Source organism: Segatella copri, from assembly GCF_949820605.1.
Classification (GTDB): domain Bacteria; phylum Bacteroidota; class Bacteroidia; order Bacteroidales; family Bacteroidaceae; genus Prevotella.
On sequence record NZ_CATKVU010000004.1, the window covers coordinates 40,750 to 64,774 of the forward strand.

Below are 24,025 nucleotides of genomic sequence, written 5' to 3' on the forward strand. Positions count from 1 at the left end.
TGCTTTCTTCGTCTTTCTGTCCGAAAAACTATGATTTTATGTCCAGAACTCTTCTTCGCCAGTGGTTGCATCTTGCCAATCTATACCATCATCGACATGATAGAGAATGCAGGATAACCCATAATATAATGAAGCAAATAAGTTTGATACTTCATTATATTATAGGTTAAGCTTAAACCTTTCTTTAAACATAGCCATCTCTCTAGCTGGGATTTGAAGCAGAGTAGCTAAACTTTCCCATTGACTAACTGCTGCTTGAACCTCTTGGATGATGATTTTAGCTTCCTCCCTCTTAATCATGTAGCTTTCAGATGAATCAAGCAGAATATTGATGTCTGCCTTGTTTGAAGATTCATTAATCAGAAGACTCTGATATTCATTGAGGGTAGGATTCATATCATAGGCTGGTGATAGAGTCCAGCCCTTTGGTGTGAGTAGAAAGCCATGGTTTCTGAAGTGGTCATCAGAATTTCCAATGCAGATGTTGAAAACAACCCTTCGGTAGAGTTCCAGAAGATTTTTCTCTACGTCGCAGCAACCTTGGAGTATGAAATCAACAATATCGAGATAACCATAACCACCTTGTGCATTATCTCCATCCTTCAATCCCAGCAGAGACATGGATGACGCAAAATGGATTCTCTTAGCTTCTGCAGTTCGGTCAAAGCGTTTAGACAGGAGTGTGTGATATTTACCCAATCCTCCCAACACCCTGGTTTGAGCTACCAGGATACCAGCCTTTTGAGCTAGCAGGTGAGAAAAGTGCTCCCAAAGTCCTGCGTCATAGTCATCTTTTCGAGAAGGAAACTTTGCGATGCATAGATTACCTTTTTCATCCAATACGCCTGCTTTAGGTCTTGCGCCACCCAATGAAGTACCAGGTTGGATGAGCTGCGCTATCCATTTTTTTTCAGGCAAAACATCATTCTCTTCAGATCTTTCTACTTCTTGACTGGCATGAACCAATTCTCTAATCTCTGTTAATGGAGGTATCTTGAGAGATGGAGACACATTGATATAATCACCTTCCATTTCCTTCTTAAACCTAAATCCACCCATTCTGGAGAAGTCATCGATACCCATGAGGTAATCGAACGAAGAAAGAGGTCTGACTGCTCTTTTTTCTTCAGCGGCCTGTATCTGTTCTCTTCTTTTGAGCAAGGTACGTCCCCACCTATCTGGCAAAGCATCAGAAAAACATCCGAAAATATCACTTCCTGGCTGGGTATATTGCATGCCTGGGTAATTGTTGATGTCCTCTGAAAGCTTGATTCCGGCATGAACCTTAAGCCAATTCTCATCAAACTTAAATGCATAACTGTCAGAGCCGCGCAATTTTTCATAGCACAACTCCCCTACCAGCTCCGCTTTGCCGAGCCAGTTAAAATCAGCGAAAACAAACAGTCGTTCCATTCCTACTCCTTTTTAGATGCTCGTTGACGATTCTTCAGTCCCATATCCTGCAATGCCCTTCCGAGTTTGTCATCCTTTGCCAGGAGCAAGATGTCATCATCCAGCTGAAGAGCATAGAGTACACGAAGGTAAATTCCGATGGAAACCGTTGGTAATCCCTTTTCTACCTTGCAAAGTGTAACTTCCGAGCATGTTGCCCTTTCTGCAACTTGCGCCATGCTCAGGTTGCGCCGTAATCTGGCAAGCTTAATCTGCTCACCCACGATTTCCATCTTTTGAATCAACTTCCTTGGAAGTTTGTTTGCCATTGTATTCTTTGTCATAGCTTTAATCTTAATTATGATATGCAAAAATACATAATTTACTTTATTATAAGATGGGTTATCAAGTTTTTTTAAGAATAATTAGATGTATTAAATTAAACGGATAAAAACGCAAAGTAAATGAAAGACTAAAATGATTAAACCTATTGCCCTTACGCATATTTGTGCAAATTACACTTATTAATCATGTGCTTTATGATGTGTGTGCGTAAACAGATTGCATAAACGTGCAAACGTTTGCACAAAGAAATGTAACCTTTTTGAAAGTTTTTCTTGCTTCGTATTGGATTTCCTCTTAAATTTGCAGCCGAAAAAAGATACCAACTAGCAAACGAAGACTCAGTTTAATATAAACGAAACCAAATATAAAAGTAAAGATAAGATGAAGCAAACATTCATAAAATCAGCTATGTTGCTGCTGCTGATCCTTTCAATGGCAACAACGCGAGCGCAGGAGGTCGCTCTGAAGACCAACTTACTGGGATGGGCTTCCACATCTGCCAACGCCGGCATCGAAATAGGCACGGGCAAGAAAACAACCTTCCAACTCTTCGGCACTCTGAACCCCTGGAAGTTCTCGGGCGACAAGAAGATGAGATTCTGGAATGTTATGCCGGAATACAGATGGTACACCTGCCAGAAGTTTGGAGGCCATTTCTTCGGAATTCATGCCTTAGGCGGTGAATACAACATTAAAAACATTGACATGCCCTTCGGCATCCTGCCGAAAACTCTGGAGGGCAGGCACTATGAAGGCTGGTATGTAGGTGGAGGCCTCACCTACGGCTATCAGTGGTTGCTCAATAAGCACCTCAATTTCGAAGGGTCTATCGGTTTGGGATATGCCTACAGTCCTTACAAGCTTTACGGACGATGCGAAAAATGTCTCGACAAAGATCACCGCAACTATGTGGGCCCTACAAAAGCCGCACTATCTCTCATATACGTGTTCTAAGAATTTAACTTAACTGTGGTTTTAAACTGACAATATAAACACGTAATAACTAGACAGAATACAAAAAAAAATAGGGAAATCATAATATGGATAAGATGAAGCTTTATGCGGTCATTTCGCCCCTCTGCATGCTCTTCTCTCAGGGCATCATGCCTGCTCAGGCTCAACAGCTGGCAGGGGGTAAGGTTCAGGTAGAAAGTGTTTTAGCACGCAAGAACGGCAACCGGATGGACGTTGCCTTCCGTATGAATCTGAACGATTTGAAGATGAAATCAGAGCAGCAGATTATTTTTACACCGGTAATGGTAGGAACTGATTCTATCGCTCTCAACCCTATCATCATCCAGGGTAGAAACCAGGCTGTAAGATACCGCCGACTTGCCGACAGCAAGAAGAATCCGCAGGCACAGGTTCTTACCCGCAAGAACAAGACCAGTCAGCAGGTTTACTTCGCCCAGTCTGTTCCTTACCAGAAATGGATGAAGAAGTTCAAACTCTCGGTAAAGGAAGATCTCTGCGGATGCGGCAACCTGATAGAACAGGACAATACGCCGATTGCGGATATCGACCGTACACCGAAGATTACGAAGGATTTCTTCGTGCAGCCGAAGGCGGAAGCCAAGAAGGTGAGAGCCGAAAAGGGTGAAGCTTATCTCAGCTTTGTGGTTAACAAGAGTTATATTCTTGCCAACTTCCGTGAGAATGCTACTGAGCTGAAGAAGATTACTTCCACCATCGACCTGGTGAAGAACGATAAGAACGTTGAAATCACAGATATTGATATCCATGGTTTTGCTTCGCCTGATGGTTCGTATGCCAACAACAAGCGCCTTGCCAACGAGCGTGCAGCTGCCCTCCGCAAATATGTGAGCAGCCTCTACACCTTAAACAGCAAACTCTTTACCTATCAGGCTACACCGGAAGACTGGGAAGGATTCAAGAAGAAGATTCAGGCTAGTCATCTGGCTGATAAGGAAGCGATACTCGAGATAGCTAACTCCTCGCTGGCTCCCGACGATAAGGACCTGAAGATCAGAAAGCTCCATCCGGCAAGTTACCGCTATATCCTGGATCATATCTATCCTCGTCTCCGTCATAGCGACTATACGGTAACCTACACGGTTCGTCCGTTCAGCATCGAAGAGGCCAAGGAGATATTGAAGACCAAACCACAGCAGCTTTCTCTGCAGGAGATGTTCCTGGTGGCACAGACTTACGAGCCGGGTTCGCCAGAGTTTAACGAGGTATTCGACATCGCCGTCCGCCTCTTCCCAGATGATGAGACAGCGAATCTCAATGCCGCCTGCACCGATTTGCAGAAAGGTGATCTTACTTCTGCCGAAAAGCATCTTGCCAAGGCAGGCAACTCGAAAGAGGCAGAGCGTGTAAGAGATGTCTTCAAGCAGATAAAGGAATTGGAATAACAGAAAATTAGAGAATAACGATTATATACAAGCTTAACTTTCAAAAATTATGAAGATTAAACATTTATTTGGCTTGGCTGTCATCGCAGCTATGACAGCAAGCTGTTCAAGCAATGAGGATCTGGGAACCGCAGGTCCAGGTACTGGTACTAACGAAGCTGGTGTTGGTTATGCAACTTTCACCATCAACTTGCCTACAACAAGTGGAACACGTGCAGATGGTGATCCTACCTATGGGCAAGGTACTCTTGATGAGTATGATGTAAATGACGTTACTTTACTTATCTTCAAGAAGGCTGGTAAATCTGAAGGCGACTACACATTCGTAGAAAAAGCTGAATTGGGTAATATGGCTCCTTGGAAGGCAGAAGGATCTAATGGTATTACTGCGTCTGCTACTATTACTGCAAAATTAGATAATGTTGATCTTACAGGAACAGATTATTATGCGCTTGCTATTCTTAACAATACGACTGCAACAGCAGGTAATAAAGTAAAAGACCCAGGTACAGATCAAACTTATTCAGATTGGAATGCAGCTGCAAATGCCGTTGCTGCAAATTTCACGGATACATCAAAGGGTTTCTATATGGCAAATGCCCCAAAATTTACATCAGGAGAACCAACAACTCTTGTAAAGATTGATAAGGTATATGCTACAAAGCAAAAAGCTGAAACCAATGCGGCTACAACTATTCATGTAGAGCGCGGTTTGGCTAAGGTGACAGTTGCTGCTCTTCCTACAAACATCACCCCATCTGGTACAAAATATACTAGCGATAAGGTTGATATTACTGCTTGGAAGTTGGATGTTACTAACAAAAGTACATTCCCTATCCATAAGACTGCGGGCTTGACAGAAAAATTCACTACTATTTGGAACAATGTCTCTGGTACGGCACCGGTTACTGCCCGATTCGTAGATGCTGGTAATACAGCCTTCAGCCGTGTATATTGGGGCGTTGACCCTAACTATAGTGATGATTTAGATGAGGCTAAATGTGAGGCCGCATTTAATTTACTTGAACCAAATGCAGAAATTAAGGGTACAGCAAAAGAACCTCAGTACTGTCTTGAGAATACTTTCGACATTAAGCACATGCTGCAAGGTCAGACAACACGTGTTGTATTCAAGGCAACATATCAACCTCATGGAATCACTAAGGGAGAAACATTCTATAAGATTGGTAACAGCACCGACCTTTGGAAGGAAGCTGATTTGGAGACTCAAATCAAGGCTAAGGCAGTAGAAGTTCTTGGCGTAGCAGAAACTGAAATCAAAGTTGATCTTGAAGCCAACAATTTGAACGAGGCAGGAACAAGACTGTTGACAGTTAATAATGTTAAGATTAAGGATAGTAGTGAGGCTGGTTCTCACGCTGTTTCTCAACCTAACATCGATGATATTAATGCCAAGCTTGGTTTAAAAGCTGCAAAAGGTACAGACCCTATCGTAGGTATCGCAACCTATAAGAATGGCGAGGCTTACTACATTGCCCGCATCAAGCACTTCGGTGACGTTCTGACACCTTGGAATGAGGGTGATAAGACTTATGGAGATAACGATGATACATATAACAACATGTATCTCGGCCGTTATGGTGTTCTCCGTAACAACTGGTATGAGTTGACTGTAGGAAAAGTTAGTGGTCCTGGTACTCCTGATATTCCAACCATCAAGCCAACAGAACCAGATGATGAGAGCTACAAGTACATCAGCGTCAGCGTGAAGATCCTTCACTGGGCTAAGTGGTCTCACACATACGATTTGTAATTCATTTCATATTATTATATATAGCTCAGCCGCTCTAGCGCTAAGGAGCGGCTGGCTATATCGGAAGAATAAGAATCAATTTATACACTTTACTTTTTCATAAAACAGATAAGCATCATGGCAAACAAGAAGTTTAACAGTTGGATCAAGAATATATGCATGGGATGGGGATTCATCATGGCGGGCAGTATGCTCAGCAGCTGCAACGACTTGATGCACGACGACCTGCCTCCTTGTGACATGGGTGTTGACTTGCAGTTCAAGTACGACTATAATGTGCAGCGTGCCGACATGTTCAATGATCATGTGGGCGGACTCAGCGTATTCGTATACGACGAGCAGGGCAACTTCATTGCTCGCCATGATGCCTATAACGATGCGGTATCACAGCCGCTCAAGGACCCTAACTATGCCATGCGAATCAATCTGGAACCGGGCAAATACCGATTCGCAACCTTCGCCTTCCAAAAGAAATACGAAGATGCACTCGCGCAGCCAGGTGCCAAATTCCAGATAGCTCTACCACAGCAGGGTGACAACATCACCGCCCTCCATGCACGACTCGACCGCGAACAGGGCAAGGTGAACAACCAGAGCCAACCGCTCGATACACTCTGGCAAGGACTCAGCAACGAACTGGTTGAAGTAAAAGACCTGCAGGTTACACGCCATACCATCGGTCTGGTTCGTGATACCAAGCAGCTCACCATCAGCCTGCATCAGACCGACGAGCCTGCCAACATCAATGCCGATGACTTCAGTTATCAGATAACCAATGCCAACGGCGATATCAGTTACGACAACTCTCTCCTCCCCGACGAGGAGTTGACATATACCCCATACTACACCTGGACCTCTGAGTTTAAGGATAAGGAGGGCAATGTAAAGGAGCGCACCGCTCATGCCGCCCTCATGTTCTCCCGACTCATCTGGCATCCGGTAGAAGAAAACGACAAGAACGCCATCCTCACCATCACGAACAAGACTACTGGCGAAGAGGTGGCACGCATCAATCTTGCTGACTGTCTGGCTCAAGGCCGTGGCGCCTTCGAAGCCCGCCATTATTCAGAGCAGGAATTCCTGGACCGTGAGTACGACTACAAGCTCGACTTCTTCCTCCAGGGCAACCAGTGGAAGTATATGCAGCTCAGCATTTCCATCCTGGATTGGAGCAAGCGCATCCAGCGTGTCGATTTCTAACCGTTTCAGGTGTCAGAGCCCCTTCCGGGCATTTAGCTCATAAGAGTATTTGACTTTAAAAATTAGAAACAATGAAAATACGAGATTTCATTTTAAGTTTAGTTAGTTGGTTTATATTGTTGGTTACAGTAAGTTGCTCTGACGAACTTGGAGGCGAGCGCGCTCCCATTTCGTCAGAAAGCAACTTACATGTACTCGTGCCAACCGTGCTCAGCAGCCGCGGCACCCGTACCGACGATGCTTCCGGCCTTCCTACCTATAATGCCACGGTAGATGAATGCCAGATCAACGACCTGACCCTCTATGCTTTCCCTGTCCCTACAGGAAATGGAAATGATGGCAAGCTCCTGGTAGAGACGCTCCCTGCCCCACTGGCTACGATGATGGTAGAGCAGCATGTAGCTAACTATCAGCTCAATATCGAGCCGGGCACTTACCATATCTATGTGGTTGCCAATATGAACAAGGTGTTGAGTGGTAAGAATATCCAAACTGAAGATGAACTCAAAAAAATAGTACTGAACTATGTAGATGGAGGAGAACCGGGAATGCCTGTTTCTACAAATATCCCGATGATTTATGAGCCAAAGGATGTAAACGGTACTATCATCGATACAAAAATAGAAAAAAGTGGTAAGAAATATACCGAGGTGGCAGCTAACCTGAAGTTTACATGCGTAAAGGTTAAGCTCAACCTCATTATGGACCCAACTGCGAGCGATAATCTTTATGGCAAGAGCTATAGCATAACAGATATTGTTGCACAGAAGCTTACTCCTTCTACCCATTTATTATGGGATGGTAAGTTTACCCAGACAGATGTAACTTCAGTATATGCTACAGGTATCGAGAACACCATTTACAGTAGTTCATCTACTGGCGAAGCTAGCACAGGGCGTTATTATCAGAATGGAGAATACACCATAAATGAAGATAACAAAGATGTAGCTAACGAAGATGTTGTGAAAATCGCTGATGCTTATAAGGATAAGGGTACACCGAACCCAACGAACGCTAAGCAGTGGCTTTTTCAAGGTACCTACTATCTGCCAGAGCGTTATATCTCTAAAGTAGAGGAACAGTCGGTATTGAAGATTAACGGTATAGTTAACAACAGCAACAAGAATCAATATACGATTAAGCTGGGACATCGTCAGGACGAGAGTTCAACTTCCACAGAAGTCCCAACTTTCCCTCGTGGTACCTATTATGAAATTACAGGTAAGCTGAAGAGCTATGGCGATATGGATCTTGACTGCGATGTGAAAGTGGACGACTGGAAGCCAGTAGAAATCAATGCCGATTTCTACCATACTACTTTATGGGTTAACAAGTCCGAGGCAGAAGTATCTTCAACAAAGAGTGATACCATCTCATATACATCAAGCCAAACTGATGTAATGTTTGGCTGCATTGACTCAAAGATTGTTGGTGGGAAAGATGAGAAGGTTATCATCTTAACAAAAAGAGATGGCAACAACATTATCTTTAGTATCAACCCAAACATACCAATAAATGAGTTTCCAAAGAACTCTGCAGGGAAGAGAGAAGGAACTGCTAGAGTTTACTTACAGGCAAACAACATCAAGAAGTATATTAAAGTACATTATGATGTTACTCCTTATTTTAAGGTGAGCCCAAAGAACGTAGTTATCTATTGGGGTAAGGATCCTGACGACAAGCAGGTTCTAGAGAAACACTTTGTGGTAGAAACCAACCTGGGTGGCTTGAAGGCATTTCTGAACATCAATGGTACGCTAACAGAAAAAACTTCTGGTTCAACAGCACAAGTTGGTGATGCACCTTCTCGTCTGAAGATAAGTTATGATAATACTCCTGATGATGCAGATGGAAAATATCTGATGAAGGTACAGGAAACCGTAAATCCTGTGACGACTACCGTTTATAACTTCACACTTAAGCCGCTGAATCCGATTTCTGGCGACGAGGTTGCTTCGCAAGAAGTTACGGTTACAGTAAAACCGGAGTTCGGCCCTTATCGTATCTACATGCGAGCTATCAATGATGTGTATAGTTGGAATGGAGCTAAAGATACATATGAAAATCTTGTTGTTGTTAACAAAGTTCAATTACCAGAATATACAATTCCGGAAGGAGGCTATAATGATAAGAAGAATAACAACTGGGACGATGGTTGGTTTTGGACAAATAATAACTGGGCTGGAGATAAAGAAATTCATTCAGATAAGCACTATCTCTATGCCTATACTCAGATAGGCGAGAATACAAACTCATCTCCTAATATGCCAACCTGGGTTTTTACGGAGAAGTTCCCTGGAGATAAATTGACAGGTGACATTAACAATGCAGGATGGTATTACAAAGATATAGAAAAAAATAAAAAAAGTAGTTTGACCTTCAATAATGCGCAAGGAGAGAAGGAAATCAAACCGGGACAAACTCTAGTAATATTTGGCAATGGCAATAATGCTTTTGGAGATGATGGTGGACGTACTCCGCACCGTTTTCCACATCATATGGATCCAGGTATTCCATTGTTCAATTATGAAGATCGTGAAGGATGGTATCTCTATGACCCAACCTGTATACCATATTATCGAGTATATGATGACAAACCAACCATTATAAACGTGGATTATGTAATATATACTAAAGATAATATTACACGATGGTACATCGATTTTGGAAAGAAGGACAGTAATCTAAATAAATATACTTTGGAGTGTAACCCAGATCAATTCAAGGAAAAAAGCGAAGATGTTGGAAATGGCTGGAAACGTACAGTTCTCCAATTCAAAGCTCCTAAGGGCGAATATGAAAAAGCAATAGAGGTTAGCATTGGTAATAATAACTACCACATGCTCTTCAATGGTGACAGCTACGAGTGTAAATACGATGCAACCAACGGATACCAGATATTCGGCTATTACGATGGTAGCAGCTGGCATGAAGGCAAACCGACAGGAGTTTCTAAATAATAAAGATAGAAAATATAATGATGACAAGAATAAAGACTTTAATGATATGGATAGGATTGCTCTTAAGCCTTGCATCATGTAAGGACTCTTTAGAGGCAATTACTCTCGGTGGGGACGAACTCCCTACCGAGGGAGTTACGCTGAGCATACAATTGCCTAATTTCACTCCTCAGGAAATCTCAACCCGGGCTGGAGACGAAACTACAGAGAGCATTAATTCTCTGTGGCTTGTATGTTATGACACTTCAGACAAGTATCTTGATATGCAAGATTGTACAAAAGCTTATGCTGCTGCAACTGCTGATGCAGATGGTTACAAGAAAATCAAAACGAACCTTCCTAAAGGTACAGAAACGATACATTTGGTTGCCAACGTTCCTGGCTTGACGCCAGAACAGGCTGAAAAGCTTGACGCGATGAAAGATATCACTCCTGATTTATCAAAGCCAATCTGTTGGGGTGCAAAAACACTTAGCGACCTGATGAACGACAGCAAGATTTCACTTACCCGTCAATGTGCTAAAGTTACAGTAAAAACAAGCGTTAGCAATTTCGAAATCACAGACCTTCATGTATGGCATTCTGCTAGCAAAGGCTCTATTGCGCCAGCTGGCTACAAAGTATCTACTAAGGATGACGACTTGGCAACATCTACAGAGTTGAATAGCAAATATATTGCTGGCGGTTCTGCTGCTGTAGTTGCAGTAAATGAAACTTCTGCAGGCAAGGCTGACATCATTATCAAGGCTAAATATAAGGGTACAGAGGGTACAGAGGGTACAGAAGGCTTCTATAAAGTAGCCCTCTATACAGATGATACCAAAACTGCACAATATGCATTGGTACGTAACCACAACTATATCGTGACCGTTATTTCTGTAAACGGTGCAGGCTACGCTACTGAAGAAGAAGCATTAAAGGCTGATCCAGAAAATCGACTGACGGTAACCGTGGTAGATGATAACCCAAAGATTGTAGATATGATTGCCTGCAAAGATTACGAACTGGGTGTTTGTGGTACACAGACTGTTGCAGCTACAAATGGAAAAGATCCTATCATAGTTCCTATCACTTTGGTTACAAACCTTAAAGAAGATGATGCAAAAGATGGCAAACTCTATAAGGTGGAAATCAGCAACGATGCAAAATCGTGGATAACTGAATGTACAGAAAATAGCAAGTCCACCACAACACCAACAAGTCCTGATGAATCGGCACCAAAAGGAACCAAGTTTGTTCTCAACCTCACATTGACTGCAAACAACAAATCGGAGGAGCCTCGTGAAGGTACGATTACCATCACTTCCGGTGACTTGAAAAGAACCATCTTGATTCATCAGGAAGGTTACGACTTTAAACGTGCTGATGATCGACAGGTTGTCATGAATTACAATGGTACTATTCATGATAATTACTTTGCTTGGCTTGATTCAGAAATGCATGGTGTTAAACCTAGCGAGAATAAGGTCGATAATCAGGAAAAGACCAGAAACCAGGGCTTGCACTTCAGCGTAGGAGATAATAAGATCTATTATCTGATTCCAAAGAAACCTGGTGACCAATTCGTGAAGAAATCTGACAAAATCAGTTATTCAGATGAAGTTTACAAAGGCAATAACTATTATAAAGTGACATTGGACAACAGCACCAATAACTACGATTTGTGGACAGACAAAGAAGGTTTTGTCATCGAGAATACTGAAGATGCTGCTCATCCGATTACCATCACGTATCCTATCTATCATACGGGTGTATTTAGTGAAATAACAGAATCTGCAGCAAATGAACACCAGCTAGGTGAACCCAAGAAGGGTTGGTTCTATTACGAAGTTGTGAAGGTTAATGTAACAGAACCATCTGAAGATGGTACTTCTAGTACGGACAAGACATACTATATGTTAGACCGCAACCTGGGAGCTTCCAACAGCGATTTCTATTCGCCAGGTTCTGCCAATATTGCCAATGATAAAAGTTCTATAGGTGGATATTTCAAGATATCAAATGATAAAAACAGTAACGCCTATATCGACAAGTATGTAATCGGCAATTTTAGAGTTCCAAAGGGCAACGAGCTAGAGGCTATTGCGAATAAAGCCTCAGTAGATCTGTTGGAAACATCTACAGGTGAACCGTATAATTGTATTCGCATCCCGACAAGTTCTTCGCAGAAGAATTACATCTATATCCCAATCAGCGGATATTACGAGAGCAACAGCTTCAAGGATGAATTTCATGCAAATCTGTGGAGCAAGTCTTTGTTGTCGGGCTATCAGGGCTTCAGTACAGATAGTAATGAATATGGCTTCTGGTATCTTTATCTGGATATCTATAATAAGATAAAGACTATCACAAATACCCGTTTCGTTCAGGGATATGATGGCTCGAACACTGGCCGTTACAAGGCGATGCCAATCCGCCTGATATATGTTCCATAAGGAGTTAGAATCTTACACTTTTTAATATAAAACAGAGAAATCCACAGCAGGCACTCAAGCCAGCTGTGGATTTCTTGATTCTTAGCTTCACTCAAATCTGCACTAGTGTCCCGTTTAGTCTGGACGATTATTATATAAGTTATTAATATCCAATATTTTATGCTCTAGAAATTGGGTATTCGATTTGATTTTGTACCTTTGCACTCATATGGTATCCTATCTTATTAAAACCGATGATTTCTAAACGGGACAGCAGTGAGCAGTTTTACAAAGAAGGGTTGGGTTTTCGTGAGAAAGTCCAGCCCTTCGTTTTGTCTGGATACTCCCAAAAAGGAGTCAAGACGGCACAGAGAGGTTATTATGCTAGTACTGACGTGGTAAAGGCGCTTCCATCGCTTATTGAGGGTGAATGAGAGCAAGAAAACGAATGAATGAGAGTAAGAAGAGGGGTAAAACAAGGATTTTAACCTACTAAAACAGTTCTTTCAACTAAGAAAAGAAACATTTATACCTAGATAAAATCTCCGTTCATAGACGTTGAATGTCCGTTCAACGTCTATGAACCGCCGTTCATCGACGCTGAACCGCGGTTCAACGTCTATGAACGGAGATTTCAATAGGGTTAAAGAACATTTTATCCTATAATCAACCAAGACTTTTCCCGAGATTAACCCATTATTAATACAGCAAGAAGGAAGAAAGGAGATAAGAGGAAGCCTGAAAAGAAATAAAAGGAGGAGAGAAAAGAAATAAGAGAAGGGAGAAAAGAAATAAAAGGTATAAGGAAATGAGATAAGGGGCATAAATGAAGAAAAGATGTTTTTAATTTGGTGGTTTCACCATTTATTCGTATCTTTGCCAACAAAGAGAATATCACTTAAAAGAAAGGCGAGCAATTATGGCAAGAAAACTATATCCGATAGGATTACAAACTTTCGAACGAATCAGAGTGGAAGATAAGTTCTACATTGACAAGACGGAATATGTATATCGTATGGCACATACTGATGGTACTTATTTCTTCCTGAGCCGTCCACGCCGTTTCGGAAAGTCGCTGTTGCTAACTACCATGAAGAGCTATTTTGAAGGAAAGAAGGAGCTTTTCAAAGGACTCGCCATCGAAAAGCTGGAAAAGGATTGGATAAGCTATCCGGTGCTGCATTTCGATATGAGCATGGGCAAACACATGGAGATAGCCCAGCTGGAAAGATATTTCGACCAGCAACTTGCAGAACAAGAGCAGAAATGGGGCATTACGAATCCGGCTGTTGATGCCAACGTCCGCCTCATCTCACTTATCCAAACTGCCTATAGGGAAACGGGCAAGCAAGTGGTAATACTGATTGACGAATATGATGCCCCTTTGCTTGATGTGGTGCACGAGGATGAAAAACTGGAAGAACTGTGCAACGCCATGCGCAATTTCTACAGTCCGCTAAAAGGATGCGAGAAATTGCTCCGCTTCGTATTCCTCACAGGCATCACCAAATTCTCTCAGCTCAGCATCTTCAGCGAATTGAACAACATCACCAATATCAGTATGGACGAGCCGTATGCCGGCATTTGCGGAATTACGGAAGATGAACTGGTGAACGGAATGCGGAATGACATAGATGCACTTGCTGAAAAATTAAACTTATCGTATGAGCAGACGTTAGCTAAGTTAAAGGATAATTATGACGGCTATCATTTTACATGGCCTTCTCCTGACGTTTATAATCCGTTCAGCTTATTAACCTGCTTTGCCAAGCAGAAAATTGATTCCTACTGGTTTGGATCTGGCACTCCTACTTATCTGATCAATATGATGCGCAATTTCAACTTTCTGCCAGCGAACCTGGGCGAGAGCATGGAAGCCGGAAAGGATGACTTTGATGCTGCCACGGAAACCATGACCACCATCATGCCACTGCTCTATCAGAGTGGCTACATCACCATCAAGGATTATGATGAAGAAACGGAGCTCTATACCCTAGCCATTCCCAACAAGGAAATAAGAGTTGGATTGTACAGAAGTTTGTTGCCTCATTATCTGACCTCAAAGACTGCGATGTGCAATACCACCATCGCCAAGATGTCGGTGCTTATTAAACAGGGCAAGATAGACGAAGCATTACAGTTGCTGAAATCGTTTTGGGAGACGGTGCCTTATTGCAACAACACCCATTACGAAGGGCATTACCAGCAAACGATGTATATCATCTTTGCCTTGCTCACGAATTTCAGGATTATAGTGGAGCAACATACGTCAAAGGGGAGAATTGATATAACCATGGAGACGGACGATACTATCTATGTAATGGAGCTGAAGTTTGGAAAGACTGCCCAGGAGGCTCTTGAGCAGATAGAAAGCAAGCATTATGCCGATGCCTTTGCCATGAGCGGCAAGGAAATTATCAAGGTAGGTATGAGCTTCAATATCAAAGAAGACAACACCATCGTGTTCGATTGGAAATCATCAGAAATTTAGATGATAAAAACAAAAAGCGTGCAGGCGACTATGATGTGGCTTGCACGCTTTTTCCTTTTATATTCTTTTAACAAAGCCAACGCTCAGGATTTTTATCTAGCACCTTACGCTGTAATGGTGATATACCAAAACCAGTACATAAACCTATATCCACTTATCCAAATAACATTTAAAATCCTCTATACCTATAACCTCCACTTTAGGAAAAGGAATATTTTCCAGGACCTTAAAGTGCTTGTCTTCTGTAACAATACACTTTGCATTTGCAGCAATGGCACAATCTACAAACTTATTGTCATCTTTATCTGCCTCAATTAAAGCAAAAGTATAATGAGGATCTTTGCGAATTACATTGGGTCTAGTCAATATAGCATAAACTATGGCCTCAGAAACTTGAGGAGATATATTACGAGATAAAACCTCTGAATACTCCTCTATTATTTCATTGGACACACAAAGGTTATAATCGCCACTAAGAAAAGCATTCCACACCTTACGATACGGACTTCTAGGGGCGATTGACATAATCAAACTATTTGTATCCAATACAATATTCATAACCTAAAGATTATAATATTGGTTTATTGTACGGAGTACGTTCATGGAGATGCCGGAAACTCTCGATACGTTCTTCATTCAGGGTTCCTTCATTCCACATTCTATCTAATTCAGCATCAGCCATCTGAACAAAATAATCGGAGATTACCTTATTCAAATCTCGCAAAGCCTCAGGAGTCTTGATAAATGACAGCATATCGAGGATTTGCAATTGAGCTTGATTCATTGTTGCTACCTGTGCCATAATAATTCATTTTATTAATATCTAACCGCAAAGTTACGCTTTTTCTTCGAAACCACCAAGAAAATCACAAGAAATCTGCAAGTTATCAGCAAATAACCACGAAATCAATCGTAAACAATAAACTATTAACTGTAAACTATAAACTGCTATTCCCAGGCGGTCCATCCCGCACAACATGGCGCAGACCAGAAGCAAGTTGTAATAAGGCGGTCCCATCCCGCACAATATCTGGCGAGGGCTTTGATGCCCCGCCAACCTTAGAGCGTAGCGGTTCTGAGCACCGAGTAGGGCGGTTTCCCTCTTCTTCCCTGAGGGGAGAAGACCGAGATGAGAGGTGGAGCCTTCCTTAAGGGTAAGGAAGGACGGGTAGGTTTTCGAAAAAAGGTAAGGAAGGTTTCTGTCCCTTGTGAGGGGAACCGAAGGGGTCGTAAAGACTTGAAGAAGAACGAGATGAGTTCCTTCTGCTACTTATTATAATCAATAGTTACGACATCTTAAACTATTAATTAAGATGATTATTTCCTTGATTCCGCAATAATAACTCCACGAAATCTTTTATATTTACAACAAAAATGCGAGGAAATTCAACCTCATTGAGAATTTTAAAGTGAGCATCATTACTCACTATACAACTTGCACCAGCAGAAAAAGCACAATCTACAAATTTGTTGTCATCCTCATCAGCTTGAATGAGATGCAACTTATAATAGGGTGTTACGAATTCCACATTCTTTTGACTTAGAATCACAGACACAACATTACTGGCAATATTTGCATTAGTCTTCTGCTCAATGATTTCTAAATACTCCTCAATAATTTCATTTGTAACGCACAAGGTCAATTTACCTTTCAAGAAATCATCCCAAATCTTACGATAAGGGCTTATCCTTGGAAGGCTCATCAATAAGCAATTAGTATCAAGAACTATCTTTCTCATTTGCCAGAAGTACGTAAATGTTCATTACCCCAGCTCTCTATGGTATCAAGAGTTATACTTCCATTATCGCACAACTCACCAATCCCCTCATCAACCTTCCTTGCAAAGTATTGAGAGAGAACATTTTCAAGATTATCTAATTCCTGTGGAGTCTTGATATAAGACATCATTTGAAGAATCTTCATCTGAGCAGGGTTAAATACAGTCTGTTCCATTCTATTTCAATTAAACGTTCAACTTTGCCGCCAAAGTTACACTTTTTTCTCGAAACCACCAAGCAATTAACAAGAAATCTGCAAGTTATCAGCAAATAACCACGAAATCAATCGTAAACAATAAACTATTAACTATAAACTGCTATTCTATAATGAATTGTGCATGCAAAGTTAAGAAAAAAACAATATTCAAAGGCAAAAAAACAAGAAAAATCTCAGAAACTTATAATCTTTTATAAAAAGAACAATATATTACACCTTTTCTTACGTAATCTAGATTTTTTTGTTAACTTTGCAGGAAAAGTACAATATAATACACTACTTGGTATGAAAATTCAAGAAGTAATGAAATTGCAGCGTAAGAGTCTGATATCCATTAATATTAATAGGAGATTCCTAGATATAGGAGGCTAATAGAAATGAAAAAAGAATCAAAAGTAAACCAAGCAAAATATGTAGAACTCAATTTGTTTCCTGAGGAGAAAGAGGATCATCAGAAAGACTCTATCTCTTCAGAAGACATGGAAAGCGATACTTCTCCAGACAAAGAGTATGACTTGACTGATTTGTTTGAAAGACTTTCCAAATCAGCTTTTCGCAGCCGTTTCTATCTCTCGAAGAAGGATAAGGAATATATTGCAGAAAAGGGTTTGGCTACCATCCGTAAGCATGCGGAGGATTTCGTTGCCAAACGCCTTGCTCCTGCCGTGATTCCCAATGACGGCAAGCAGACGCCTATGAGAGGGCATCCTGTATTCATTGCCCAGCATGCTACAGGCTGCTGTTGCCGTGGTTGTTTCTTCAAATGGCATCATATACCTGCCGGAAGACAGCTGACAGGAGAAGAACAGCAGTATGCTGTAGCAGTACTGATGGCATGGATTGAAAAACAGGTTTAAAAAGCATGAAGTTTTAGCAGCAAAGTTTAAATTATTTATCCATTGTTGTCAATTTTGCAGAATCTTTAGTCAAAATTGGCAAAAACTGTTTACTCCAAATCTACAAACCGGGTTGGCACGTAACTTGCTCCTACATAGAGTGAAAGCCGAAGCCGAAAGGGCAAGGGGAACGACAAGAACCCTAAGTAATGACAGTTGAGGGTTTCTGGAAATCCTTGAGCCTCGTAAGCCGAAGCAATCGTTATTAAAAAGGATAAATTAAAAACAATGAGAAATCCCGACTGAGCCGGAAGGCGAAGAGAGGACGAGAAAAATAGAATTAGGAGGTTTTACATGATGTTGTTAGCTCGTAGAAATAACAGTGTTTCAAATTGGTTGAACAGTTGGTTTAATGACAACTTCTTTGATACAAGCTTGATGCCACACATGAACGCAACAGCTCCTGCAGTCAACGTCAAGGAAAGTGCTACAGCTTATACGATGGAGGTTGCAGCTCCTGGTTTGAAGAAAGATATGGTCAAGATGAACATCGATAAGGATGGCTATCTGAATGTATCCATCGAGAACAAGGATGAGAAAAAGGAGGAGAAGAAGGAAGAGCATTACTTGCGTCGTGAGTTCTCTTACAGCAGCTACTCTCAGAGTTATGCTTTGCCAGAGGATGCTGATCAGGAGAAGATTTCCGCTGAGGTCAGTGACGGTGTCTTGAAGATTGAGATTCCTAAGATAGCCAAGGAGGAGAAGAAAGACGATGTTAAGCACATTGAGGTTAAGTAATCTTTCTTGAAGTGCTATGCAGCTTTCAAGATACATTCATTGCATCGAGAAAATAATTAAAACTGGGGGCTAGTCCTGATTATGGGGCTAGCCTTTTTTTAAACGAATAATTAGATGAATTAAAGCAACCTTGCTGTCAGTAATAATGTCAATATGAGCTTAGCCACTCTTAAACCTAGTGCCCTTACGCATATATCATTCATTCAACTATTAATCTTTATTAAATTATTAATACTATCTCAATATTTTACGTCATAATGATGTATATTTGCAATCAGAATGATTATTAATTAAACATTTTAGGCTTATGGCACAGACAGCAATGACAGTCCGTATGGACAACCAGCAGAAAGCACAGTTTGATAAACTCTGCGAACAGTTCGGTATGAGTGCGAATACCGCCATTAACATCTTTGTTAAGGCAGTAATTCGCAGTAAGAGCATTCCATTCTCCATTCAGGCAAAGAATGAAGAAGAAGATGAAGTGACTGCAAAAGCAAAGGCTGCGTTTCAATACATGTGTGACACAGCAAGAGAGAACAACATTGATATGTCACTTGATGAGATCAATGAAGAAATCAGAGAAGTCAGACGATTAAGAAAAGAACGCAATGGTATATGCAGTCATTGATACGAACATTATTGTGTCCTCGTTTATAACTAAGAACCCTTCGTCAGCAACAAGAAGGGTCATCAACAGTATGCTCAGTGGTAAAATTAAGCCATTGTATAATGACGAAATCTTGGATGAGTACTTTGATGTACTAAATAGGTCAAAATTTCATCTAAGTGAAATCAGAATCCATGAGTTATTGAACTTTTTTAAGGAAAACGGAATTGATTCGTCCCGTTTTCCTTATGCTGGCGAAATGCCAGATGAGGACGACCGAGTTTTCTATGAAGTCTGCCTGAGCAAGGAAGACTCCTTCTTAGTAGCAGGAAATCTCAAACACTTTCCAAAAGAACCGCAAGTGATTACAGCAGCAGAAATGATGGAAATCCTAGACAACGAACTATAAGATGTCTATAGTGATGTTTTTAATGAAAAAGTACGATTTTGTTCTATTCAACGAACGAAATGAGGAAAAGCAGCTTCTCCTAATTCTGCCGCATATTCAAAACCTTCGTAACTGAAGCCTGCCAGTTCCTCAGGAGTAAGAAGCTGATTATTCAGGATATATCTCAGCATGGCTCCACGGCAAGATTTAGCCCATACAGCCTGCATCTTCAATCTGCCGTCTTTCTGGCGGACATAAAAGAGTGGCTGAATGACCTTTATCTCCTTACATACTCTTTTCCAATCAAACAGATGTTCATATTCCTCAGTTGATAGATGGATGAGTATGCCATCGTCAGCCTTCACACTATCGATGAGAACATCCGTGAGTTTGTCTTTCCAGAACTGATTGACCGGCTTGTCGTTTGTGGCTTCAAGTGATACGCAATGCTCCATACGATAAGGCACGATGCCATCCATTGGACGAAGCAAACCATAGAGAAAACAGGTAATCCAGAGATGCTTCTGGGCATACTCTAAGGAGTCCTCACTTAAAGAACCGGCACAGACCGATGGTGTTGGTCCTGATTTGGGACCACAATACCGCAGCTGTATCTTCTATCGTAATGAATCTCAGAAGCAGACAGCCGAACATGTGACGGAACTTCTCCGTAGTAAGGGTGACGAGGTCAATACCTTGCTCCTGCCAGAGGAGACATTCTACATTGGCGAGGCCTACCACCAGCATTATTATGAAAAAACAAGTTTTAAAAAGTATGAAGTTTTAGCAGCAAAGTTTAAATTAATTATCCATTGTTGTCAATTTTGCAGAATCTTTAGTCAAAATTGACAAAAACTGTTTACTCCAAATCTACAAACCGGGTTGGCACGTAACTTGCTCCTACCTAGAGTGAAAGCCGAAGCCGAAAGGGCAAGGGGAACGACAAGAACCCTAAGTAATGACAGTTGAGGGTTTCTAGAAATCCTTGAGCCTCGTAAGCCGAAGCAATCGTTATTAAAAAGGATAAATTAAAAACAATGAGAAATCCCGACTGAGCCGGAAGGCGAAGAGAGGACGAGAAAAATAGAATTTGGAGGTTTTACATTATGTTGTTAGCTCGTAGAAATAACAGTGTTTCAAATTGGTTGAACAGTTGGTTTAATGACAACTTCTTTGATACAAGCTTGATGCCACACATGAACGCAACAGCTCCTGCAGTCAACGTCAAGGAAAGTGCTACAGCTTATACGATGGAGGTTGCAGCTCCTGGTTTGAAGAAAGATATGGTCAAGATGAACATCGATAAGGATGGTTATCTGAATGTATCCATCGAGAACAAGGATGAGAAGAAGGAGGAGAAGAAGGAAGAGCATTACTTGCGTCGTGAGTTCTCTTACAGCAGCTACTCTCAGAGTTATGCTTTGCCAGAGGATGCTGATCAGGAGAAGATTTCCGCTGAGGTCAGTGACGGTGTCTTGAAGATTGAGATTCCTAAGACAGCCAAGGAGGAGAAGAAAGACGATGTTAAGCACATTGAGGTTAAGTAATCTTTCTTGAAGTGCTATGCAGCTTTCAAGATACATTCATTGCATCGAGAAAATAATTAAAACTGAGGGTTAGTCCTGATTATGGGGCTAGCCCTTTTTTGAATATATGAATTTAATTTTGGAAAGGATCAAGGATGATTAAAATATTTATTTCACTTGTTTTCTGTCTGATGTCTGCCTTTGCCTGTGCGCAGTCAAACCAGTCAGATAATATGTATCAATGGGGAAAAAACAAGGCCAGCGAGCAGTTGGTCAATGGTCTGAAGTCACGTCAGAAAGCTCTCAGGAAAGAACAGCGCGACTTGCAAAACCGGATAGATAGTGTATATTGGGATGAAGCATTGGACGCTATTAAGGATACAACCTTTACCTTGGAAGCCGACAAGGTAGTTTTCCCTTATGGTCAGATTGCTTATGTTAATTCCAACACCAATTTCGTTTCCGTCAATAAGGACAATGCTGTTGTGCAGGTTGCCTTCAATGTACCCTTCTCCGGACCTAATGGCATTGGTGGAGTTACGGTTCAGGGAAGCGTAAGTGGATACAAAATTCAAACGGACAAGAAAGGGACTACACAAGTAAGTATGAGTGTTACTGGTATTGGTATCTCTGCCCAAATCTGGATTACCATGTATAAGGGAAGCCATGAAGCCAGTGTGGAAATTCTGCCTAACTTCAACTCTCGTAGGCTCACCCTTAATGGAGTCATACTACCTCTTCACAAGAGTACTGTATTTCAAGGGCGAACATTATAACAAAGAAGCCTGCTGACAATTATAGCCAGCAGGCTTTTTGCTTTCTTCGTCTTTCTGTCCCCAAAAATATGATTTTATGTCCAAAACTCTTCTTCGCCAGTGGGTTGCATCTTGCCCCCGCACTTTGGGCAAGTATGCATATCCCACCTGTGAATCCTGTCAGAACCACATATCTCCTTTCTTACCATTTTAACACCCAACTTGCATTGGATATCTTGCCAATCTATAACCTGAGGATAGATGCTATATCCATACGAACGCGGGTGGCTCCTACTCCAACCACCATATTTACATGTCGTTGATAGTAGTTTAGATACTTTTAACCGTTATTTCGTGCATAATAATATTCATCTGCGTACCTTTGCGTACAAAAAAGAGAAGAAATGAAACATTTATAATACCGAGAAGTATTTTCTAGCTTTTTTGATATTTGGATGAGATTTGGGAAGACAGATTCTGCCTACCATAGCAATGGAAGGTTCATTCTCATCATTGGAAGGGCTATACCTAAAAATGATGATTTTTCTATAGGGCCTTGTATATTACAGAATAATTGTGTAATTTTGCATTCTATTATAGAAATATCAATACAATTATGAAGAAAAGAATATTCATTTTAGCAGCCTTACTGAGCACAGGATTGATTGGTAGCATGACTGCAACAACCAAAAGTTCTCATTCAGAGATTATGACGAAAGAAGCAGATGGCAGTTACATTATCAACACTACTACTTTGGGTAAAGATGTAAGGGGATTTCGTGGCAATACCCCTCTCTCTATCCACATCAAGAAAGGAAAGATTATAGATATCAAACCGCTTGCCAACCAGGAAACGCCCAAATTCTTCAATAAGGTAAAACAGGAGTTGCTCAATAAATGGAACGGCATGAAAGTCAGCAAGGCCGCTTCAGTCCAAGTAGATGGCGTTACTGGAGCCACTTTCTCAAGCAAAGCTGTGAAAGAAAACGTAAAACGCGGTATTGCTTATTACCTGAAACATAAATAAGAGAAAACTGGAAAGAAAGAATTAAGTGTAATATGAAATCATTTTTCCGGATAAAACAGGTTGTAAATCTTTTCATTTCTCTGATTGTTGTCTCATCACTTGCCATCACAAAACATCATGAACTGTTGGGATTCTCTTTAAAATCTGAACAGAAGGCAGAAACTGCAAGCAACGACACGCTACGCATGTTTGGAAACGGAAGAGCAGAGATTAATACTTCTGGTCTAGCATCCAACATCATGGGATATGGAGGAAAGGTTCCACTCAAAATAGTAATCAGGAATGGCGTTGTAGAAAACATCATTGCATTAAAGAATGATGAGACCAAGGAATTCTTTGACAATGCCTCTACTCTGTTTGAAAAATGGAAAGGTAAAACGATAGACAAAGCTATAGATATGAAGGTGGATGCTGTCACAGGTGCTACTTTCTCATCCAAAGCTATCATCGGAAACATGCATCAGGGACTTCTGTATGCTAAAGCGCATTTAGCGACTGAAGAATCAGAAAATGGTAGCAGCAGTTTAAGTCCTTCCGAAAACAACAGCTCTTCCCTGTTCTCTCTCAGAAACATCATAGGGATAGCTGTTGTCCTGATGGCAGCCATTCTGCCATTGTTTATCAAGAACAGAAGATACCATTTCTGTCAACTGATACTGAATGTCATTGTGCTCGGCTTCTGGTGTGGTACCTGCCTTTCTTATACCTTCCTGCTGGGCTTTGCAGCCCATGGCATGGAAATATCGGGCAGCATCATAGCGATAGTCATGCTGGTAACAGCCTTTATCTATCCGCTTTTTGGAAAGAAGTCGCATTACTGTACCCATGTATGTCCGTATGGCTCCCTGCAACAGATAGCTGGCAGATGCGTGAAATACAAGTTGAAAATGAGCCCCGTTACTATAAAACGGCTTGATAAGCTTCGCAAGATGATATGGGCATTATTGATGATATGTATATGGGGAGGAGTTTGGAGCGAATGGACTGATTTTGAACCATTCTCGGCATTTATCTTCCATTCTGCCTCATGGATAGTGATTGTGATTGCGCTTCTTTTCATCGCAATATCCTTTATTATCATACGTCCCTACTGTCGTTTTGTATGTCCAATGGGAACTTTGCTAAAGTTCGCTCA

General features: G+C 41.3%; 23 protein-coding genes. 16 read left to right on the forward strand and 7 right to left on the reverse strand.

The window, feature by feature from the left end:
* Positions 1–159 precede the first annotated feature (159 nt).
* Positions 160–1,413, reverse strand: a complete 1,254-nt coding sequence (locus RCO84_RS00845; protein WP_317583502.1) for a type II toxin-antitoxin system HipA family toxin — start codon at positions 1,411–1,413, stop codon at positions 160–162.
* A gap of 2 nt (positions 1,414–1,415) precedes the next feature.
* Complete coding sequence (locus RCO84_RS00850) at positions 1,416–1,736, reverse strand: helix-turn-helix domain-containing protein (protein WP_006848192.1); 321 nt, start codon at positions 1,734–1,736, stop codon at positions 1,416–1,418.
* A gap of 382 nt (positions 1,737–2,118) precedes the next feature.
* Between RCO84_RS00850 and RCO84_RS00855 the strand changes: the two genes are divergently transcribed.
* From RCO84_RS00855 to RCO84_RS00885, 7 genes are all read left to right on the forward strand, one after another.
* Positions 2,119–2,691 (forward strand): DUF3575 domain-containing protein, encoded by a 573-nt coding sequence (locus RCO84_RS00855; protein ID WP_117729775.1) that lies wholly within the window; start codon positions 2,119–2,121, stop codon positions 2,689–2,691.
* An 86-nt stretch (positions 2,692–2,777) separates the two neighbouring features.
* Positions 2,778–4,115: a DUF3868 domain-containing protein gene (locus RCO84_RS00860; protein ID WP_317583506.1), complete on the forward strand. Its 1,338-nt coding sequence runs from the start codon at positions 2,778–2,780 to the stop codon at positions 4,113–4,115.
* A 49-nt stretch (positions 4,116–4,164) separates the two neighbouring features.
* Entirely contained in the window at positions 4,165–5,889 is a 1,725-nt protein-coding gene (locus RCO84_RS00865) for an Mfa1 family fimbria major subunit (RefSeq protein ID WP_317583508.1), read from the forward strand.
* A 117-nt stretch (positions 5,890–6,006) separates the two neighbouring features.
* Positions 6,007–7,089 (forward strand): FimB/Mfa2 family fimbrial subunit, encoded by a 1,083-nt coding sequence (locus RCO84_RS00870; protein WP_317583510.1) that lies wholly within the window; start codon positions 6,007–6,009, stop codon positions 7,087–7,089.
* A gap of 71 nt (positions 7,090–7,160) precedes the next feature.
* Complete coding sequence (locus RCO84_RS00875) at positions 7,161–10,049, forward strand: hypothetical protein (RefSeq protein ID WP_317583512.1); 2,889 nt, start codon at positions 7,161–7,163, stop codon at positions 10,047–10,049.
* A gap of 17 nt (positions 10,050–10,066) precedes the next feature.
* Positions 10,067–12,484 (forward strand): BACON domain-containing protein, encoded by a 2,418-nt coding sequence (locus RCO84_RS00880; protein ID WP_317583515.1) that lies wholly within the window; start codon positions 10,067–10,069, stop codon positions 12,482–12,484.
* 898 nt (positions 12,485–13,382) lie between these two features.
* Positions 13,383–14,954 carry an ATP-binding protein gene (locus tag RCO84_RS00885; RefSeq protein ID WP_317583516.1) on the forward strand — a complete coding sequence of 524 codons (1,572 nt, stop codon included), beginning with the start codon at positions 13,383–13,385 and terminating at the stop codon, positions 14,952–14,954.
* Positions 14,955–15,098: 144 nt separating this feature from the next.
* On the opposite strand, the gene RCO84_RS00890 is transcribed toward RCO84_RS00885, so the two are convergent.
* From RCO84_RS00890 to RCO84_RS00905, 4 genes are all read right to left on the reverse strand, one after another.
* Positions 15,099–15,512 (reverse strand): putative toxin-antitoxin system toxin component, PIN family, encoded by a 414-nt coding sequence (locus RCO84_RS00890; protein WP_117729569.1) that lies wholly within the window; start codon positions 15,510–15,512, stop codon positions 15,099–15,101.
* A 10-nt stretch (positions 15,513–15,522) separates the two neighbouring features.
* On the reverse strand, positions 15,523–15,756 hold the full coding sequence (locus tag RCO84_RS00895) for a hypothetical protein (RefSeq protein ID WP_006848704.1): 234 nt from the start codon (positions 15,754–15,756) through the stop codon (positions 15,523–15,525).
* A 502-nt stretch (positions 15,757–16,258) separates the two neighbouring features.
* On the reverse strand, positions 16,259–16,693 hold the full coding sequence (locus tag RCO84_RS00900; protein ID WP_117695125.1) for a putative toxin-antitoxin system toxin component, PIN family: 435 nt from the start codon (positions 16,691–16,693) through the stop codon (positions 16,259–16,261).
* Positions 16,690–16,908 carry a hypothetical protein gene (locus tag RCO84_RS00905; RefSeq protein ID WP_287838358.1) on the reverse strand — a complete coding sequence of 73 codons (219 nt, stop codon included), beginning with the start codon at positions 16,906–16,908 and terminating at the stop codon, positions 16,690–16,692. The genes RCO84_RS00900 and RCO84_RS00905 overlap by 4 nt, the downstream gene beginning before the upstream one ends.
* Positions 16,909–17,327: 419 nt before the next feature.
* Between RCO84_RS00905 and RCO84_RS00910 the strand changes: the two genes are divergently transcribed.
* From RCO84_RS00910 to RCO84_RS00925, 4 genes are all read left to right on the forward strand, one after another.
* Entirely contained in the window at positions 17,328–17,807 is a 480-nt protein-coding gene (locus RCO84_RS00910; RefSeq protein WP_373690112.1) for a DUF4186 domain-containing protein, read from the forward strand.
* A gap of 336 nt (positions 17,808–18,143) precedes the next feature.
* Complete coding sequence (locus tag RCO84_RS00915) at positions 18,144–18,584, forward strand: Hsp20/alpha crystallin family protein (protein ID WP_287863649.1); 441 nt, start codon at positions 18,144–18,146, stop codon at positions 18,582–18,584.
* A 307-nt stretch (positions 18,585–18,891) separates the two neighbouring features.
* Entirely contained in the window at positions 18,892–19,215 is a 324-nt protein-coding gene (locus RCO84_RS00920) for a type II toxin-antitoxin system RelB/DinJ family antitoxin (protein ID WP_117729522.1), read from the forward strand.
* The gene (locus RCO84_RS00925) at positions 19,196–19,603 is read left to right on the forward strand and encodes a putative toxin-antitoxin system toxin component, PIN family (protein WP_317583518.1); all 408 of its coding nucleotides are present in this window, start codon (positions 19,196–19,198) and stop codon (positions 19,601–19,603) included. The genes RCO84_RS00920 and RCO84_RS00925 overlap by 20 nt, the downstream gene beginning before the upstream one ends.
* 47 nt (positions 19,604–19,650) lie before the next feature.
* Here the strand turns inward: RCO84_RS00925 and RCO84_RS00930 are convergent, their stop codons facing one another.
* Positions 19,651–20,196 (reverse strand): YaaA family protein, encoded by a 546-nt coding sequence (locus tag RCO84_RS00930; RefSeq protein WP_317583524.1) that lies wholly within the window; start codon positions 20,194–20,196, stop codon positions 19,651–19,653.
* Between RCO84_RS00930 and RCO84_RS00935 the strand changes: the two genes are divergently transcribed.
* The 5 genes from RCO84_RS00935 to RCO84_RS00955 all read left to right on the forward strand — a co-directional run.
* Positions 20,171–20,431: a peptide-methionine (S)-S-oxide reductase gene (locus RCO84_RS00935; RefSeq protein ID WP_260849754.1), complete on the forward strand. Its 261-nt coding sequence runs from the start codon at positions 20,171–20,173 to the stop codon at positions 20,429–20,431. The genes RCO84_RS00930 and RCO84_RS00935 overlap by 26 nt on opposite strands.
* 257 nt (positions 20,432–20,688) lie before the next feature.
* Positions 20,689–21,129 (forward strand): Hsp20/alpha crystallin family protein, encoded by a 441-nt coding sequence (locus tag RCO84_RS00940; RefSeq protein ID WP_089544344.1) that lies wholly within the window; start codon positions 20,689–20,691, stop codon positions 21,127–21,129.
* Positions 21,130–21,263: 134 nt separating this feature from the next.
* Positions 21,264–21,884, forward strand: a complete 621-nt coding sequence (locus tag RCO84_RS00945) for a DUF4251 domain-containing protein (RefSeq protein WP_260849755.1) — start codon at positions 21,264–21,266, stop codon at positions 21,882–21,884.
* Positions 21,885–22,479: 595 nt separating this feature from the next.
* Entirely contained in the window at positions 22,480–22,890 is a 411-nt protein-coding gene (locus RCO84_RS00950; protein WP_287819934.1) for an FMN-binding protein, read from the forward strand.
* Between the two features lie 32 nt (positions 22,891–22,922).
* On the forward strand, positions 22,923–24,025 hold a 1,103-nt coding region (locus RCO84_RS00955; RefSeq protein ID WP_317583521.1), incomplete at its 3' end, for an FMN-binding protein.

Excerpts from the sequence above, each read along its gene's own strand:
- RCO84_RS00845 (WP_317583502.1), bottom strand. The coding sequence starts at position 1,413 with ATGGAACGACTGTTTGTTTTCGCTGATTTTAACTGGCTCGGCAAAGCG.
- RCO84_RS00850 (WP_006848192.1), bottom strand. The coding sequence starts at position 1,736 with ATGACAAAGAATACAATGGCAAACAAACTTCCAAGGAAGTTGATTCAA.
- RCO84_RS00855 (WP_117729775.1), top strand. The coding sequence starts at position 2,119 with ATGAAGCAAACATTCATAAAATCAGCTATGTTGCTGCTGCTGATCCTT.
- RCO84_RS00860 (WP_317583506.1), top strand. The coding sequence starts at position 2,778 with ATGGATAAGATGAAGCTTTATGCGGTCATTTCGCCCCTCTGCATGCTC.
- RCO84_RS00865 (WP_317583508.1), top strand. The coding sequence starts at position 4,165 with ATGAAGATTAAACATTTATTTGGCTTGGCTGTCATCGCAGCTATGACA.
- RCO84_RS00870 (WP_317583510.1), top strand. The coding sequence starts at position 6,007 with ATGGCAAACAAGAAGTTTAACAGTTGGATCAAGAATATATGCATGGGA.
- RCO84_RS00875 (WP_317583512.1), top strand. The coding sequence starts at position 7,161 with ATGAAAATACGAGATTTCATTTTAAGTTTAGTTAGTTGGTTTATATTG.
- RCO84_RS00880 (WP_317583515.1), top strand. The coding sequence starts at position 10,067 with ATGATGACAAGAATAAAGACTTTAATGATATGGATAGGATTGCTCTTA.
- RCO84_RS00885 (WP_317583516.1), top strand. The coding sequence starts at position 13,383 with ATGGCAAGAAAACTATATCCGATAGGATTACAAACTTTCGAACGAATC.
- RCO84_RS00890 (WP_117729569.1), bottom strand. The coding sequence starts at position 15,512 with ATGAATATTGTATTGGATACAAATAGTTTGATTATGTCAATCGCCCCT.
- RCO84_RS00895 (WP_006848704.1), bottom strand. The coding sequence starts at position 15,756 with ATGGCACAGGTAGCAACAATGAATCAAGCTCAATTGCAAATCCTCGAT.
- RCO84_RS00900 (WP_117695125.1), bottom strand. The coding sequence starts at position 16,693 with ATGAGAAAGATAGTTCTTGATACTAATTGCTTATTGATGAGCCTTCCA.
- RCO84_RS00905 (WP_287838358.1), bottom strand. The coding sequence starts at position 16,908 with ATGGAACAGACTGTATTTAACCCTGCTCAGATGAAGATTCTTCAAATG.
- RCO84_RS00910 (WP_373690112.1), top strand. The coding sequence starts at position 17,328 with ATGAAAAAAGAATCAAAAGTAAACCAAGCAAAATATGTAGAACTCAAT.
- RCO84_RS00915 (WP_287863649.1), top strand. The coding sequence starts at position 18,144 with ATGTTGTTAGCTCGTAGAAATAACAGTGTTTCAAATTGGTTGAACAGT.
- RCO84_RS00920 (WP_117729522.1), top strand. The coding sequence starts at position 18,892 with ATGGCACAGACAGCAATGACAGTCCGTATGGACAACCAGCAGAAAGCA.
- RCO84_RS00925 (WP_317583518.1), top strand. The coding sequence starts at position 19,196 with ATGGTATATGCAGTCATTGATACGAACATTATTGTGTCCTCGTTTATA.
- RCO84_RS00940 (WP_089544344.1), top strand. The coding sequence starts at position 20,689 with ATGTTGTTAGCTCGTAGAAATAACAGTGTTTCAAATTGGTTGAACAGT.
- RCO84_RS00945 (WP_260849755.1), top strand. The coding sequence starts at position 21,264 with ATGATTAAAATATTTATTTCACTTGTTTTCTGTCTGATGTCTGCCTTT.
- RCO84_RS00950 (WP_287819934.1), top strand. The coding sequence starts at position 22,480 with ATGAAGAAAAGAATATTCATTTTAGCAGCCTTACTGAGCACAGGATTG.